The organism is Streptomyces sp. NPDC002701 (assembly GCF_042889045.1).
Taxonomy (GTDB): domain Bacteria; phylum Actinomycetota; class Actinomycetes; order Streptomycetales; family Streptomycetaceae; genus Streptomyces.
Genome location: NZ_JBIAQL010000021.1, coordinates 16109 through 31814, shown reverse-complemented (window position 1 = coordinate 31814; position 15706 = coordinate 16109). Strand labels below are relative to the sequence as shown.

The window sequence follows — 15706 nt, the reverse complement described above, 5'->3', positions numbered from 1 at the left end:
TGTGTCCCCCTCGCTCCGGTGTCCGACCCGTGTCCGACTCCCGCAGTGAAGCGCACCTCGCGGAGATCGGCAAAGGCTGCACCGGTGACCGTTGTCATCATCGTTAACCCACGCCTGACCTGCGGCGATGATGTGGGTGCGAGGCGGCCCCGCTCAACCGCCGAACAACTGCGTCCAGTACGTGCCCGCCGGGCCGCCGCCCGCGAAGCCGACACCCAGGTGGGTGAAGGCGGGCTTGAGGATGTTGGCCCGGTGGCCGGGACTGTCCATCCAGCCCCGCACGACCTCCGCGGGGGAACGCTGGCCGCAGGCGATGTTCTCGCCGATGGTGCGGCGGGTGCTGCCCGCGGCGGCGGCCCGGTGCCAGGGCTCGCTGCCGTCGGGGGAGGTGTGGGAGTAGAAGGCGCGGGTCACCATGTCCGCGCTGTGTGCCTGCGCCGCCCTGGTGAGCAGGGGGTCCTCGGCCAGCGGCGGCAGACCGGCCGCGGCCCGCTCGGCGTTGGTGAGCGCGAGGACCTCGGCGGCGGTCCGCACCAGCCCCGCGGGGGTCAGGGGTCTGGCCCACAACGCCGTCCAGTAGAGCGTGCCGGACCGGCTGTCGGGTACGCAGGCCACACCGGCCTCGGTGAACGCCGGGTCCTGCACCGTCCGCCGGGACCGCTCGTCCGCGAGGCAGTACTCCACGAACCCGGCCGCGTCCCGCGGCCCCGACACGAGGTGCTCGCCGATCGTGAGATAGGCGTAGCCCCCGGCGGTGACCCGCTGGTGGACGGAGATCCCGTCCGCCCCCTCGGAGCCCAGGCTCCCGCGCGCCGCCATCCCCGTGGCGTGCGCCCGCGCCGCCTCGGCCAGCCGCCCGTCGAACGAGACGGGCGGTGAACCGACGGCGGCCCGCGCGGAGTTCACCCGCCGCAGGAAGCCGTCGGCGACGGACCCGGCACCCGCGGAACGCCCGCCGGAACCGGCGGGTACCGCTCGGGCCCCTCCGCCCGGCGCCGCCGCACCGGAACCCCCCGCCGGCGCGCCGCCGGCGTCCCTGAGGTGCCCGAGCGCGGTGCGCGCGGCGCCGCGGGCCAGGCCGAGGCCGGTGGACACGGGAGCCGGGACGGCCGGCTTCCGAGGAGCCGTGCCGGCACCCCCGGGGCCGGTACCTCCGGGGACTGGCCCCGCACCCGGCCCCGTGCCGGTGTCTTCGCTCACCTCGACGCCGAAGTCCCGTGCGATCCCCGCCAGACCGTCGGCGTAGCCCTGGCCCAGTGCGCGCAGCTTCCAGGTGGGGCCGCGGCGGTAGATCTCCGCGAGCAGCAGCACGGTCTCCCGCTGCGGACGCGGCGGGGTGAAGCGGGCCAGGAGACGACCGCCCGGGCCGGTGACCAGCAAGGACGGCGCGGGCAGCCGTCCCAGCGGGGTGTCCGGCTCGGTGGGGCTGACGACGACGGTGACGCGGCTCGCCCCGTCCCGCAGCGCGACCGGATCGACCGTGAGGGTCTCCCCGCCGAGGCGTGCGCCGGGGGCGGCCGGCTGGTTGTAGAACACGAAGTCACCGTCGCCGCGCACCGTACCGCTGTCGTCCGTGACGAGCGCCGACACATCGAACGGGCCGGGCACCCGCAGGGTCAGGACGCCCCGGGGCAGGGCCAGGTTTCCACCGGGAACCAACTCGCTCATCGTGCCGCCCGTCGGGGTGCCGGATCATCGGGTACGCCCCGTGGGGCGTTGCCGGGACAACGCCCCACGGGTGTGCGCGGGTTCCGGGCACCCGACGCCGGTCAGTCGCGGGCGATGCCCGGGGCGATGTCCTCGTACCGCTCCACGGGCGCCTCGGCCCGGGCGGAACCGACGGCACGCTTCGAGGCCGCCGCCGGCTTGCCGCAGAACGCCGACTCCAGCGTGCGGGCCATCGTGTTCAGGACGGTGCCGTTGTTCGACGTGTTGGCGAGCGCCGTCACACTGCGCCCGCCGTCCTTCGACGTGAACGCGTACGTGTAGTAGCCCTGCACGGTGCCCGTGTGGCCGTACACCGAGACCCCGCACGACAGGTCACGCCGGCGCAGACCGAGCCCGTACCCCTGGGTGCTGTTCACCGGCACCCACTGCTGCATCTGCGCGAGCTGCGCCGCCGACGTCAGTTCGCCGCGGAGCAGCGCCGAGAAGAACGTGTTCAGGTCCCGGGTGCTGGAGATGACCGCGCCCGCGCTCTGTGCCCAGGACACGGTCTGCTCGGTCGAGTCGACGAGCGGCGCACCGGCCTCGTCGGGCGTGAGGTAGCCGTTGGCGTGCCGTCCGTCGATCGCCGTCGCCGGGTGCACGTAGGAGGTGTCCGCGAGCCCGAGCGGCTCGATGATGCGGCTGCGGTAGGCGGCCTGCACGGACGTCCCGGTGAGCTTCTCGATGAGCATGCCCGCGACGACGAAGTTGGTGTTGGAGTACGCGTAGGCGGCGCCCGGCGCGCTGCCGAGGGGCTGCTTCAGGGACAGGGTCATCAGTTCCTGATAGCTGAAGACCTTGTTGCGTACGGCCTCGAAGCCCGGAACCGTACTGGCGAACATGTTGTTCGTGTAGTCGTACAGGCCGCTGCGGTGGCTCAGCACATGACGCACCGTGATGCGGTCGTCGGGCAGCAGCCCCGGAAGGTACGTGTTGACGGGGGTGTCCAGTCCGAGCACGCCCTCGTCGACCAGCTGGAGCAGGACCACGGCGGAGAAGCTCTTGGTGACACTGCCCACGCGGAAGCGGTCGGCGTTGTCGATGGCCCGCCCGGTGGCCTTGTCCGCGACGCCCTCGGCCACGTCGTGGACGGTGCCCTGGTCGTCGACACGGGCGACGGCACCGGGCGCCCCCTGCGTCAGCGCCGTCCGCAGCACCGCGCGCAGCCCCGCGACGTCGGGCGCCGCGAGATCCTCGGCCACCCTCGAAGTCCCCTGTACGGCGCCGCTGTCGACGTCGGCGGGTGCCGCGGCCGCGGCGTGCGCGGGAACAGCCAGGACGGTCAGCAGGACCGCCCCCAGCGCCGCCGTACCCCGGACCGTCATTCCTGAGACCATCTGTGTCGTTCTCCCCATCGTCGTCCGCCGAGCGGATCCTGGTGCGCGCCGCGCCGCGGGTCGCGGCATCGGCACCCTATCTACGCGCCGGACCGCCGACAGGTTGCACCGGTGGGACGAATCCCGGGTGGCAGCGTGACGTCGTGGCCCGGGGGGACCCGCCGCGCGGGGGGCGACGTACGGCACCGGGCCGTCCGGGTGCCAGACTGACCCCCATGGACGAGCGCGAATTCAGCAGGTCAGGACAGCACGCATCGGTCGTCGGACTCGGCACTTGGCAACTCGGTGCCGACTGGGGCGACGTGGACGACAAGGACGCGCTGGCGGTTCTGGAGGCCGCCGCCGAGTCGGGGGTGACGTTCTTCGACACGGCCGACGTGTACGGCGACGGGCGCAGCGAGGCGACCATCGCCTCCTTCCTGCGCGGGCGGCCCGACCTGCATGTGCTGGTCGCCACGAAGATGGGCCGCCGGGTCGACCAGGTCCCGGAGAACTATGTCCTGGACAACTTCCGGGCGTGGAACGACCGCTCGCGCCGCAACCTCGGCGTCGACCGTGTCGACCTGGTGCAGCTGCACTGCCCGCCGACGCCGGTGTACGCGTCGGACGAGGTGTTCGACGCGCTCGACACGCTGGTCGAGGAGGAGCGCATCGCCGCGTACGGCGTGAGCGTCGAGACGTGTGACGAGGCGCTGACCGCGATCGCCCGTCCGGGTGTGGCGAGTGTGCAGATCATCCTCAACCCGTTCCGGATGAAGCCGCTGGAGCGGGTGCTGCCCGCGGCGCGGGAGGCCGGGGTGGGCATCATCGCCCGGGTGCCGCTGGCTTCCGGGCTGCTGTCCGGCAAGTACACGAAGGACACGGTGTTCGCGGAGAACGACCACCGGACGTTCAACCGTCACGGGGAGGCGTTCGACCAGGGCGAGACCTTCTCCGGCGTGGACTACGCCACCGGGGTGGAGGCGGCGGCCGAGTTCTCCGCGCTCGCTCCGGAGGGGGTCACCCCGGCGCAGCTGGCGCTGGCCTGGATCGTCCAGCAGCCGGGCGTGACCACGGTCATCCCGGGCGCCCGTTCCCCGGAGCAGGCCCGCGCCAACGCGGCGGCGGGGCGGCTGGCGCCGCTCGCACCGGAGACCGTGTCGGCGATCGCGTCCCTGTACGACAGCCGCATCAAGCCCCAGGTACACGCCCGCTGGTGACGGCCCCCGGGGCGATGCCCCATGCCCCATGACTCCTCCCTGCGGCCCGCCGGTGGCTGAGCGCGCAGTTCCCCGCGCCCCTAGAGGCGCCCACCCGACGCCCCGTCAGGGGCGCGGGGAACTGCGCGCCAAGCCACCACCGGCCCGCAGGGGAGGGCACCCGCGCGGTCCCCGGCCCCGGCCCGGAGCCGGGCCAGGCTCAGACACCCCGCTCCCGCGCAACCCGCGCAGCCTCCCGCACGGAACCCCGATGCACCGGGCCATGCCCAGGCACCAGCACATCCCCCGACAGCGCCTCGAACACGTCCAGCGAGGCCAGCGCCCGCCCCCGGTCCCGGTCGAACATGACGGGCAGCAGCTGCGGTCCCCTCACCCGTGCGGTGGGATGGCCGCTGACCAGCCCGTCGCCCGAGATCACCACCCCCGCCTGCGGCAGATGGAAGGCGCAGTGGCCGTCCGTGTGCCCCGGGGTGTGCACGGGGACCGGACGGCCGGGCAGGTCCAGCGGCCCCTCGCCGGGGAACTCCCGCGGCCCGGCCACCGGGACGTGCGCGGTGCCACCGGACCGCAGCGCGTGCAGGGACCACGGCACCACCCCGGGCCGCCAGGCGTTCCTCAGGACCCGCCCGACGGACACCTGGTGGAGGAAGTCCCGCCGCGCGTGCGGGACTTCGGCCCGATGGGCGTAGACCGGCGTGCCGTAGGTGCTGCTGAGGTACCCGGCCGAACCGAGGTGGTCGTTGTGGGCGTGCGTCACGAGAACGGCCGCGACCGCCTCGGGCGCGCTGCCCACGGCGGAGAGCGACGCCAGCAGGGCCTCGCGGTCGCCGGGGTAGCCGGTGTCCACGAGGGTGACGGCGTCCCCGTCGGTGAGTATCACCCAGTTGGTGTTGCTGCCGTGCACGAGATGGATGCCGTCGGCGATCCGACGGATGTCTGCCTGCATGATCGTTCCGAACCTGGAGGTCCTTGCCTGACGGACACAGCCAAGCAGATCCGCGGGGGCCTCAGCGCAGTGGGTCCGACGAGGCGCGCATCGACCTCAGCGCCAGGAGCAGTACGGCGATGTCGTCGAAGTAGGCCGGGTCGGGCATCAGGTCGGTCGGCAGCACGACATAGGCGATCGCGCCCCAGAAGACCCATTTGGGGCCGGTCGGCAGCCCCGCCTTACGCAGGTTCCGCCGGGTGCGGACCAGCCGGACGGTGAGGACGACCGCCGCCCCGAGTGCCACCGCCAGTACGGCCGCGACGACGAGAACCAGAATCCACGTGTTGGTGTCCATGAGCCCTTCCCTGGCGCGACCGGTGCTGCTGTACGGATGCCCAGGTTCGCCCCGTCCTCACCGCCGGACCGGTCCGACACGCGGCGCGGTGCGCCGGAACACGGCTCGCCGCCCACCTACGCTGTGCTCTCGGTCGACCACCCGGAGTGAGTGGTCCGGAGGAACAGTGGGATGCGCGTTGAAGATCGCCTGTGTCGGCGGTGGGCCCGCCGGCTTGTACTGCTCGATCCTGATGAAGCGTCAGGACCCTGGCCACGACATCACCGTCCATGAACGCGACCCGGCCGGTTCGACCTACGGGTGGGGCGTGACGTACTGGGGGAGCCTGCTCGACAAGCTGGCGGCGGGCGACCCCGAATCGGCGCGTGCGGTGCGGGAGAGCTCGGTCCGCTGGAGCGAGGGCGTCGCCCACGTCGGCGACCGCACGACCAGGCACCACGGCGACGAGGGCTTCGGCATCGGCCGCGGTCGGCTGCTCGGCATCCTGGCGGAACGGGCCCGCTCACTGGGCGTGCGCGTCGAGTTCGAGGACGAGATCACCGACGGGGCCGCGCTGCCCGACGCCGACCTGGTCGTCGCCTGCGACGGCGTCCGCAGCACGGTGCGCGAGCGCCACGCCGCCCATTTCGGCACCGAGGTCGCGCTCGGGCACAACACCTACATCTGGCTGGGCACCACGAAGGTCTTCGACGCGTTCACCTTCGCCTTCGTGGAGACCCCGCACGGTTGGATCTGGTGCTACGCCTACGGGTACGGGGAGGACCGCAGCACCTGTGTCGTCGAGTGCTCGCCCCGGACCTGGACGGGCCTCGGCCTCGACCGGGCCGACGAGGCGGCGGGCCTCGCCCTCCTCGAACGGCTCTTCGCCGAGGTGCTGGACGGCCACCGGCTGATCGGCCGGGCGACCGCGGGCGGCAGCGCCCAGTGGCGGAACTTCCGCACCCTCACCAACCGCACCTGGTCCCACGGCAACGTCGTCCTGCTCGGCGACGCCGCCCACACCACGCACTACTCCATCGGGGCGGGCACCACCCTCGCGCTGGAGGACGCCATCGCCCTGGCCGACGCCCTCGGCAGGCGGTCCGGGGACGGGCCGGCCGAACTCGCCCCGGCGTTCGCCGCGTACGAGAGGACACGCAAGTCCGAGCTGCTGCCCGTGCAGAGCGCGGCCCGCCACAGCGCCCTGTGGTACGAGAACCTGCCGCGGTACATCACCCTGCCCCCGGCGCAGATGTTCGCGCTCCTCGGCCAGCGGCACTCCCCGCTGCTGCCGTACGTGCCGCCGCAGCTCTACTACCGGATCGACCGGGCGGCCGGCCGGGTCGAGTCGCTGCGCAGGCTCAAGCGCTGGCTGGGCCCGAAGGTGGCACGGACCCTGCACGGCACGAGGGGCTGACGCCACGCCGGCCCGGCACCCGTCCGGCCGGAACGGCGCTGTTGCCCGCGGGCCGGGAGATGCGCGAGCGTGCCGGGTCATGGTTGCTGGAGATCTGCACCGCGCGGGGCGCCGGCTTCGGTCTCGTCGCCACCCCCTTCTCCTCCGCACCCCTCCTGGGCGCGGACCCCGCGCCCGCCGACGATCCCCGGGTGACCGCCGTGATGCCGCCCTGGGACGCCGTCCTCGTCCGTCACGCGGCGGGCGGCCGGTGAGGACGGCTGGCTGGAGGTGGGGCGCCTGATGCGGCGCGAGGGGTGCTGCGACGCGGGGCTCTGAGACGCGGGGCTCTGAGACGCGTGCGGCGCTCGAACAAGGGGTGGCGCCGGTGCGCGTGCGGACGAGCAATCAGTCACCGGGGGACGGCAGTTGGCACCGGATCATCCAGGAAACGCCATAAGCGTCACCCCACTCGACACAGCCGATCGTGCGCCGGCGCAACCAATGTGACAAAAGAGGGTCACGGTGCGTCTCCGCCGGGATACGCTGCCCCGCGCACCCCACGTTCGAGTCCGCGCACGTGGGGGCCGGTCAACCCGGCCTGCTCGTGTGCGGGTCCAGCAAGGCCCCGACGCGAGAGACATACCCTCCGGTTTGACGCTCCACCTTCACCGCGACCCGGTGAACCCCAGCCCACCCCGGAAGGCTCCATGCGGCCGGGCACCGATCAACCAGGCGTCCGCGTCCGGTCCGTACGCGCAGTGCGGTCCTTCGCGTGCGACGCCCCGAACCCCCGTCAGGGCAGCCTCGGTTCGAACTCGGCACGCGATCTGCCGGTCCGGCCGGACCGGAACCCCCCGGTGCGCCGCCGGCCGCCGAATTCCACCGACTGCCTTTCATCCAGTGAGGAACGATGAGCATGCGCGCCCGCACCACCGTAGCTGCGGCCATTTCGACGGCCCTGTCCATTTCTCTCACCGCGTGTGGTGGGGACTCCGACACCGGCAGCGACGGCAAGGCCGCGTCCGTGGGCATCGCCATGCCCACCAAGACGTCCCAGCGGTGGATCAACGACGGCCAGAACATGGTCGACGAGCTCAAGGGGTTCGGCTACACCACCACCCTCAAGTACGCCGACAACGACCCGAAGAACCAGGTCGCGCAGGTGGAGGCCATGATCGACAGTGGTGTCGACGCCCTGGTCATCGCCTCGGTCGACGGAAAGGTGTTCACCGACGTCCTGGAGAAGGCCGAATCCGCCAACGTGCCGGTGATCTCCTACGACCGGCTGATCCTCGGCTCGCCCAACGTCGACTACTACGCGACCTTCGACAACGTGAAGGTCGGCACGCTGCAGGCCGACTTCATCGCGGAGGGTCTCGGACTCGTCAACGGCAGCGGCAAGGGCCCGTTCACCGTCGAGCTGTTCGCGGGTTCCCCCGACGACAACAACACGCGCTACTTCTACGAAGCCTCCATGGAGGTCCTGGAGCCGTACATCCAGAGCGGTGACCTGATCGTCAGATCCGGGGAGACCGACATGAAGGAGATCACCACCCCGCGCTGGGACGGCCCCACCGCGGAGAAGCGCATGAACGAGCTGCTCGACTCGGAGTACGCCGACCAGGAGATCGACGCGGTCCTCTCCCCGTACGACGGTATGTCGCTCGGCATCATCAACGCGCTCAAGAAGCACGGCTACGGCACCGCGGAGAAGCCGTTGCCCATCGTCACGGGTCAGGACGCCGAGGTGCCCTCGGTAAAGTCGATCATGAACGACGAGCAGTCGCAGACCGTCTACAAGGACACCCGTGAGCTGGCCCTGGTCACCGCGTACATGGTCAACTCCGTGGTCCACAAGAAGAAGCCGGCCCTCAACGACAACAGGACGTACGACAACGGCAAGAAGGTCGTGCCCGCGTACCTCCTGGAGCCGGTCAGTGTCGACAAGGCCAACTACGAGCAGGTGCTCGTCGGCTCGGGTTACATAAAGAAGAGCGACCTGAAGTAGGCGGTGCACGGATGCGGGGCGGGGAGCGCCGTCTCCCCGCCCCGCACCCGTGGGCGCGGGTGGCCGTCGGAGGAGATCAGTTCACGAAGACCGCCGGGCCGCCCGCCTGGGAGGTGTCGGTGACCGGGGCGTACTTCGCGCTGAAGTAGCCGTTGCTGAAGCACAGCGACGAGCCGGAGAACTTCGTGAACTGCTGGTTCGAGAACGAGATGCTGTTGTCGGTGTTGTCCGCCGTGCCCGTCATGCCGGGCGCGCGGTAGACACAGGTGATGCTGCCGAGCAGCGTGCGCAGGACGACCGTCGTCTGGATGGTCGATCCGGCCGCCGGGGTGATGGTGAGGGCACCCCCGGAGGTGACCGTCGCGGTGTAGGGCAGGTTGTCGACCGTGATGCGGGTGACCCCCAGCACGCCGGCGACGTTGCTGGTGCAGCCGGCGCTGTCGAAGGTGTGGCTGGTGACCGACTCGGTGGCCGTGCCGGGTGCCGCCGGGTTGTCGACGACCTCGGCCACGAAGGCCGACGACGAGCAGGAGACGCCGCTCGTGCCGGTGCTGCTGGAGTAGAGCGTGGCGTTCGTGCCCGCGGCCAGCGAGGCGCTGAGGACGTCACCGGCGGCGACCGCCGTCCCGCCGGGGCCGCCGGTGGTGAGGACCGTGCCGTCGGCCGCCGAGGCGGGGCCGGCCGCCGAGAGGGTGAGCGCCGTGACGGCGGCGGCCAGGGCGAGGGAAGTCCGAGTACGCATACGGGTGCCTCATTCTCGAGAGTGGGGGTGGGGGAGCGGGCCGCCGCCGGCCCGCCGCGCCTTCTCCGTACGCGACGCGCCGGCGGCGGTGTGCCGGCCGGCCGGGGGCGTCGAAGGACGGCCCCCGGCACGGGACCGGCGGGTGGGGCGACCGGGCACGGTCCCGGGAGGAAGCGACCGTGCCGGTGCCGTGCGGGAGCTGCCGCGGAGGAGCGCACACGGATCGCCCGTGCGGTCGGTCCGCGGATGGCGGCCGTCGGCCGCGTGGCTGCCTGCCGACGGTGTGACGGGTCCGTCGGCCAGATGCTGGGCCGACGGCCGTGTGACGGGACGGAACCCGGGAATCGACGTGCGTCGCCGGCCGGACCCGGCGCCACGGGTCCGTGCGTAGCCAGGGAGAGTTGTAGACCTGAGTGTGGGGCAACGTCAAGAGCCCACAAGCAACTTGACGTTCCATCAGGCGTCCGGGCCGGTGATCCGCCCGGTGCGGGCCGCGCCGTCCCGGGTCGGTGGGAAGACCTTTCGGTGCTGCGGCCGAGCCCTTCATGCCGTCGTCACATCTCCGACTCCCTTTTCGCACAGAGTGCTTGACCCTCGCGGCTTACCGCGGGTAACTTCCGTCGCGGCTACTACCGCGTAACGAGAAAGCCCTTGCGCCCACCGGGAGTGCGAGGAGGCGTGCGCCGTACGCGCTGTCCGCGCCAGGACAACGCCAACCGAAGCCCTGTCCCGCGTCGACCATGCCCTGGGAGCAGACATATGCCCTCGTCCTCGGATGCCGACCCGTCCGCCGGTTCCCTCCCCGGACCCTCCGGAGCGCCGGAAAGCGGTTCCACGACCACGACCCCCGCAAGCCCCGTGAGACGGGGGCGGGTCCGGCTGCGCCGCGCCGCGGTGATGGCCGTCCCGGCCGCCGCGGTCGCCGCGGGGCTCATGATCCTCACCGCCCAGGGGGCCCTGGGTGTGCAGTTCGCGATATCCGGCATGCCGTTCACCGTCACCGCGACCAACCTCGACGGCGAGGGTTTCGCGCAGTTCGGCGCCCTCGACCGGATGGCCGAGGGAAGCCCCAACGAGGGTGACACCGGGGGCCAGGTCCTGGTGGTGGTCTCCGCGATCAAGAAGGCGACCCTGGAGAAGCTGTGCCAGAGCGTCGACCTCGGCGGCACCAACCTGCTCATCACCGCGGGCGCCGGCTCGCAGAAGGTCTCCGCGACCAACCTCACCACCGACTCCACCGAACTGTCGGGCAACGCGGCCTTCGACAACATCGAGATCGGCAACGACGCCTCCACGCTCGACAAGTCGCACACGCGGGGCCCCAAGGGCGTCTTCAGCCAGCAGGCCGACACCGTCCACATCGGCAACCTGCGGCAGACCAACTACGCCACCACGGCAGCCGTCTTCAAGCTGCCCGGCCTGAAGCTCCGCTTCAGCGACCAGGGGTGCTGATGGCCGCCTTCCGGCGCTGGCGCGCGGTCCGTCCCTTCTGGGGCGGACTGCTGCTCACCCTCGGCGGTGCGGAGATCCTGCTCACGCAGAAGGCGTCGCTCAAGGTCGTCATGCACATCGGCATGCAGGGCCTGGCCGGCTATCTCCTGCCGGTCCTGATGCTGATCTGCGGGCTGCTGATCCTCTTCAACCCCGCGCAGCGCCTCTTCTACTCGGTCCTCGGGGTCCTGGCGTCTCTGGGCACCTGGCTGACCTCGAACCTGGGCGGATTCCTCATCGGCCTCCTCCTCGGTGTCGTCGGCAGCTGCCTCACCTTCGGCTGGCTGCCGGACCAGGAACCGCGCCCCGCCCGGAACCGGCGGCGCCGCGGCCGTACGCCGGTGGGGGCGTCCGTGACGCGCCGGCCGTGACGCGCGGCGCGTCGTCACGGCGGTGACCGTGCGGTCGCCGCGCGGTCACCGCACGCCGTGCGGCCGGAACTGGATGCTGACGCGCGGGCCCGCCGCCCGGGCGCTCTTGGGGATCGCGTGCTCCCAGGTGCGCTGGCAGGAACCGCCCATCACGATCAGGTCGCCGTGCCCGAGCGGACGCCGCACCGCGGCGCCACCGCGCCGGGGCCGCAGGAGCAGGTCGCGCGGCGCTCCCACGGAGACGATCGCGACCATGGTGTCCCGGTGCGCGCCGCGGCCGATCCGGTCGCCGTGCCAGGCCACGCTGTCCCGGCCGTCCCGGTAGTAGCAGAGGCCGGCCGTGGTGAACGGTTCCCCCAGCTCGTCCGCGTAGTGCGCGGACAGGGCGTCCCGTGCCTCGTCGAGGACGGCGTGGGGGAGCGGGTCGTCCGCGCCGTAGAATGCCAGCAGCCGCGGTACGTCCACCACCTGCTCGTACATCTGGCGCCGCTCGGCCCGCCACGGGACCTCGTCGGCGAGCCGGGCGAAGAGGTCGTCCGCGCCGCGCAGCCAGCCCGGCAGCAGATCGATCCACGCCCCGTCGCCGAGCACCGTCCGGCGCAGCCCGGTGAGCGGGCCGAGGCGGACGGCGTCGCTCTGGTCGAACAGTGAACCCTGGAGGTGCGTGGACATGCCTCCAGGCTACCCGCTGAATCGAATGTGTGTGCTATCGAGAAGGTGTGAGCGCGCGTGACCGGCCCGCGGGTGCGGCTCAAGTCCGCCGGGGCGTACCGGGGCGGTCAGTGGTCGGACGCGGGGCGCGCGGCAGGGGTGTGCTTGCGGTGGCTGGTGTCGCACCAGGGATAGATACGGCTGCGCCTGCAGGTGCACAGGGCCACGCAGAAGCGGTCGGAGGACACGGTGGTGCCGTCCTCCAGCTCGATCTCGACCGGGCCTTCGACGAGCATCGGGCCCTCGCGCCGGGCGACGATCCGGCGCGGACGTTCGGCGGGGGTGTCCGGCACGGCCGTTCACCGCCTTTCTCTCGACGACGTGTTCCGGGGCCGGGTCCCGGGGTCCGTCCCGGCGCCCCGTCGGACGGCTGGGTCCGACGGGTTCATACGGCAGTGCGCAGCGAGGTCCGGCCCGACCGCCATGACTTGAGCAGCCGGTCCGCGAGACGGTCCTCGAGCCACTCGGTGGCATCGACGCCGAACGCGACGTCACCGTCGAGGTGGGGCTCCTCCTCCAGCAGGCCGGCCACGACCTCGCGGCGGACGACCTGCTCGTGCACCGCGTCGGCCTCGACGTGCTCGGCGTAGAAGTGCTCGGCCGCCGGACCCGCCTCGTTGCGCCGCATCGCCTTCGCCAGCCGCCTGGAGCCGGGGGAGGAAGTGATCTCCACCGTGGCGAAGTGACCGACCAGGGCGCCGCGCAGCTCCCTGTGCAGACCGAACAGGGACATCATGTTGACGACGGCCAGCGCCTCAGCGCCACTCGCGTCGACATAGCGCCCGTACGCCGGATCCAGACCGAGGTCGGTCATGAGGTCGGCGAACAGCTGGGCGTGCACGCGCTCGGCGCGCCCCCCTCCCCACTCGTCGAACTCCACGGCCGCCATGCCCGCCTTCGCGCGCCCCCACAGGCGCGGCAGGACCCAGGCGTGCGGGTCGGCTTCCTTCAGGTGGTAGATCGAGCGCTGGGCGGCGTACTCCCGCAACTGCCACAACTCGCCCTTGTCCTGCAGGAAATGGGACACGCCCTGGCCGTCGAGGGGCTCCACGAGCAACGCGTCCAGCGCCTCGTCCGCGTGGTCGTGCCGGCTCGCCCCGGCGCGCAGCGCCGCGAGGAACGGGCGTTCGAGCGCCGCACGGACCCTCAGCAGGTCCGGGTCCCACTCGCGGTCGCCGGAGACTCCGGCGAACCCGCGGTAGTGCAGCTCGTAACAGAGGTACAGCGCGAGCTGGACATCGTCGCCGAGCGGGTCGGCGCCGGCGAGTACGGCATCGTCCGGGAGGGGGCCCGCACCGCGCAGGTACGCGATGAGCGCCGCGGAGATCTCGCCACGGCTCGGCGGGAGTTCCGGTTCCGCGACCGGGCGCTTGACTGCAGGTTCCATGCGGACCGGGTACCCATGATCGAGGGCCCCTCACCTGCGCGGTCTCCCCGCGGGGGAACGCCGAAGCGCGCCGGAACACCTGTCGGCGTTCCGGCGCGCTTCGAAGGGCGGGCGTTCGTGCGGGTCAGGTCCGGCCGGGACCGCCGCTGCCGAAACCGCCGCCGCTGTTCCCGTCCCACGTCGGCGTCTCCTGGTCGGCCGCGCGGTGCGACGGCCCGCCACCGAGATCGTGCGGGTCCGACCGTTCGCCCCGCGGCACCTCGGTGGGCTCACGCCGTTCACGCACTTCGCCCACGGGGCCCGACTCGGGGAGCCGGGGCTGCTCCTCCGGGCGGGGCGGCGGGGGCTGCTCGGCGCGCTGGCGGCGTCCCCACCAGACGGCGAAGATCAGGCCACCGACGACGATGACGCCGATCAGGAACGGCACGATTCCGCCCACTGCGGATCCTGAGGCAGCCAGTGGTGTCGCGTTGTAGTCCATGGTCACCGGGTACCCTGCGACGCCGTCCGAAACCGTGCGGCGGCTCACGTCCGTCCCTGGTCCGCGGGAGGAGCCGCTTCCCCCGCACCGGGCGGAGTTTCCGCTCACCCGCCGCACCGGCGGAACCCGCCCGGCGGGAGCAACGGGGTCGCGACCGTGGCCTCAACCTCCTGGGTGGCTGGGGGCCCGGAAAATCCCGGTCCGTACAGCGATGCGCTCGACGTCCGTACGCCACGCGCTCGACGCGGGCCACTGCCCGGCGCGACCCCCGCGGGACCCGTCTCCGTCACCCTCCACGACCGGCCGAACGCGTTAAGTCATGCTATGAAAGGAATAGTTTGATGATGTCCCCTTTGGGGGAATTCATGCATAGTGCTTCGGACCGGAGGCACGTCCGTGGGAGCCGGCGAGCCGGGCCTGCCCCGGTTGTGTCCCGGCCGGGCCCTTTGCGCGCCCTCCCAAGGTGACTGTTCCGAAAGCACCCTCTGAGGGAGATGCGACGCACCATGCCAATCACCGTCAGGACCAAGCAGCATCCCCACGACGACGCCCCTGACACGGCGGCGGCCTTCGAGCGGCTCGCCACCCTGCCCGAGGGGGCCGAGCGTCAAGCCCTGCGTGACGGACTGGTGAACGACTGGCTGCCCATGGCGAACCGTATCGCCATGCGGTACCGGGGCAGGGGGGAGTCGGTCGAAGACCTCGTCCAGGTGGCGGCGCTCGGCCTCGTCAAGGCGGTCGACCGCTACGACCCCGGGCGCGGCAACGCCTTCGAGAGCTACGCCATCCCGACCATCACCGGCGAGATCAAACGCCACTTCCGCGACCACATGTGGGTCCTCCATGTGCCGCGGCGCGTCCAGGACCTGCGCAACCGGGTCCGCGTCGCCGCGAAGGAACTGTCCCAGACCATCCCGGGCCGCCGGCCCACCGTCGCCGAGATCGCCGCCCACGCCGGGATGACCGAGGACGACGTCCGGGCCGGGTTCGAGGCCCTGGACAGCTTCACCGCCCTCTCGCTCGACGCCGAACTGCCCGGCAGCGACGACGGTTACGCGCTCGGCGACGCCCTCGGCGCGTCCGACACCGGATTCGATCTGGTCGTCGACCGCGAAGCCGTGAAGCCCTGCATCGCCGCGCTCCCCGAGCGCGAGCGCACCATCCTCTACCTGCGCTTCTTCAGGGGGATGACGCAGGGCCGCATCGCGGAGCACCTCGGAATCTCGCAGATGCACGTCTCGCGGCTGCTCAGCGGGTGCTGCGCCAAGGTGCGCGACGAGGCCCTGGCCGATCTCGACCCCGACCCCGAGGCCGCACCCGGTGTCGCACCGGCCCCGAGGCCCGTTGCCGGTCGAACCATCGATGCCGGCCAGGCTCCCGACGACGCCGGCCAGGTGCCGGACACCGACCAGGCCCCCGTCACCGGTCGAGCCCCCGTCACCGGTCAGGCACCCGACGTCATCTGATGCCGGTCAGGCCCCCGCCGGTCGGGCTCCCGCTTCCGTGTGAACGGACGCGGCCGCCCGGCGCGGGGTGCTCCCGGGCCGGGCGGCCGCACGGCGAGCTCACTGCCGAACCCTCCCGGGAGCGGTTCGCCGGCGGCCTGCCACT

General features: G+C 72.2%; 15 protein-coding genes and 1 pseudogene. 7 read left to right on the top strand and 9 right to left on the bottom strand.

What is annotated here, in order from left to right; all coding sequences use genetic code 11:
- Positions 1 to 153: 153 nt before the first annotated feature.
- The gene (locus tag ACFYXC_RS34350) at positions 154 to 1668 is read right to left on the bottom strand and encodes a CAP domain-containing protein (protein WP_389556183.1); all 1515 of its coding nucleotides are present in this window, start codon (positions 1666 to 1668) and stop codon (positions 154 to 156) included.
- 101 nt (positions 1669 to 1769) lie between these two features.
- Positions 1770 to 3032: a serine hydrolase domain-containing protein gene (locus ACFYXC_RS34345; protein WP_389556181.1), complete on the bottom strand. Its 1263-nt coding sequence runs from the start codon at positions 3030 to 3032 to the stop codon at positions 1770 to 1772.
- A gap of 227 nt (positions 3033 to 3259) precedes the next feature.
- Here ACFYXC_RS34345 and ACFYXC_RS34340 point away from each other — a divergent pair, with 227 nt between their 5' ends.
- Positions 3260 to 4243 carry an aldo/keto reductase gene (locus tag ACFYXC_RS34340; RefSeq protein ID WP_388910695.1) on the top strand — a complete coding sequence of 328 codons (984 nt, stop codon included), beginning with the start codon at positions 3260 to 3262 and terminating at the stop codon, positions 4241 to 4243.
- A 199-nt stretch (positions 4244 to 4442) separates the two neighbouring features.
- Here the strand turns inward: ACFYXC_RS34340 and ACFYXC_RS34335 are convergent, their stop codons facing one another.
- A complete protein-coding gene (locus ACFYXC_RS34335; RefSeq protein ID WP_389556179.1) occupies positions 4443 to 5189 on the bottom strand; it encodes an MBL fold metallo-hydrolase in 747 nt (248 codons plus the stop codon).
- A 61-nt stretch (positions 5190 to 5250) separates the two neighbouring features.
- Positions 5251 to 5526 (bottom strand): YkvA family protein, encoded by a 276-nt coding sequence (locus ACFYXC_RS34330; RefSeq protein WP_388910701.1) that lies wholly within the window; start codon positions 5524 to 5526, stop codon positions 5251 to 5253.
- A 178-nt stretch (positions 5527 to 5704) separates the two neighbouring features.
- Between ACFYXC_RS34330 and ACFYXC_RS34325 the strand changes: the two genes are divergently transcribed.
- The 3 genes from ACFYXC_RS34325 (at position 5705) to chvE (ending at position 8912) form a co-directional block, all read left to right on the top strand.
- On the top strand, positions 5705 to 6922 hold the full coding sequence (locus ACFYXC_RS34325) for an FAD-dependent monooxygenase (protein WP_389556177.1): 1218 nt from the start codon (positions 5705 to 5707) through the stop codon (positions 6920 to 6922).
- A 59-nt stretch (positions 6923 to 6981) separates the two neighbouring features.
- Complete coding sequence (locus tag ACFYXC_RS34320; RefSeq protein WP_389556176.1) at positions 6982 to 7176, top strand: hypothetical protein; 195 nt, start codon at positions 6982 to 6984, stop codon at positions 7174 to 7176.
- A 638-nt stretch (positions 7177 to 7814) separates the two neighbouring features.
- Positions 7815 to 8912 carry a multiple monosaccharide ABC transporter substrate-binding protein gene (gene chvE, locus ACFYXC_RS34315; RefSeq protein WP_389556174.1) on the top strand — a complete coding sequence of 366 codons (1098 nt, stop codon included), beginning with the start codon at positions 7815 to 7817 and terminating at the stop codon, positions 8910 to 8912.
- Between the two features lie 76 nt (positions 8913 to 8988).
- Here the strand turns inward: chvE and ACFYXC_RS34310 are convergent, their stop codons facing one another.
- Positions 8989 to 9654, bottom strand: coding sequence for a Tat pathway signal sequence domain protein (locus tag ACFYXC_RS34310; protein ID WP_389556172.1), 666 nt, complete (start codon positions 9652 to 9654; stop codon positions 8989 to 8991).
- Between the two features lie 759 nt (positions 9655 to 10413).
- On the opposite strand from ACFYXC_RS34310, the gene ACFYXC_RS34305 reads away from it, so the two are divergent.
- Complete coding sequence (locus ACFYXC_RS34305) at positions 10414 to 11106, top strand: DUF6230 family protein (RefSeq protein WP_389556170.1); 693 nt, start codon at positions 10414 to 10416, stop codon at positions 11104 to 11106.
- Positions 11106 to 11516, top strand: a complete 411-nt coding sequence (locus ACFYXC_RS34300; RefSeq protein ID WP_388910719.1) for a DUF6114 domain-containing protein — start codon at positions 11106 to 11108, stop codon at positions 11514 to 11516. Before ACFYXC_RS34305 ends, ACFYXC_RS34300 begins: the two co-directional genes overlap by 1 nt.
- Before the next feature lie 45 nt (positions 11517 to 11561).
- On the opposite strand, the gene ACFYXC_RS34295 is transcribed toward ACFYXC_RS34300, so the two are convergent.
- From ACFYXC_RS34295 to ACFYXC_RS34280, 4 genes are all read right to left on the bottom strand, one after another.
- Positions 11562 to 12188, bottom strand: a complete 627-nt coding sequence (locus ACFYXC_RS34295) for an alpha-ketoglutarate-dependent dioxygenase AlkB (protein ID WP_389556168.1) — start codon at positions 12186 to 12188, stop codon at positions 11562 to 11564.
- 107 nt (positions 12189 to 12295) lie between these two features.
- A complete protein-coding gene (locus tag ACFYXC_RS34290) occupies positions 12296 to 12520 on the bottom strand; it encodes a CDGSH iron-sulfur domain-containing protein (protein ID WP_389556166.1) in 225 nt (74 codons plus the stop codon).
- 92 nt (positions 12521 to 12612) lie between these two features.
- Entirely contained in the window at positions 12613 to 13614 is a 1002-nt protein-coding gene (locus ACFYXC_RS34285) for an iron-containing redox enzyme family protein (protein WP_388910729.1), read from the bottom strand.
- Between the two features lie 124 nt (positions 13615 to 13738).
- On the bottom strand, positions 13739 to 14095 hold the full coding sequence (locus ACFYXC_RS34280; RefSeq protein WP_388910732.1) for a DUF6479 family protein: 357 nt from the start codon (positions 14093 to 14095) through the stop codon (positions 13739 to 13741).
- Positions 14096 to 14601: 506 nt separating this feature from the next.
- Between ACFYXC_RS34280 and ACFYXC_RS34275 the strand changes: the two are divergent.
- Positions 14602 to 15396, top strand: a pseudogene (locus ACFYXC_RS34275) (RNA polymerase sigma factor SigF); the annotation flags it as partial.
- Between the last annotated feature and the right edge of the window lie 310 nt (positions 15397 to 15706).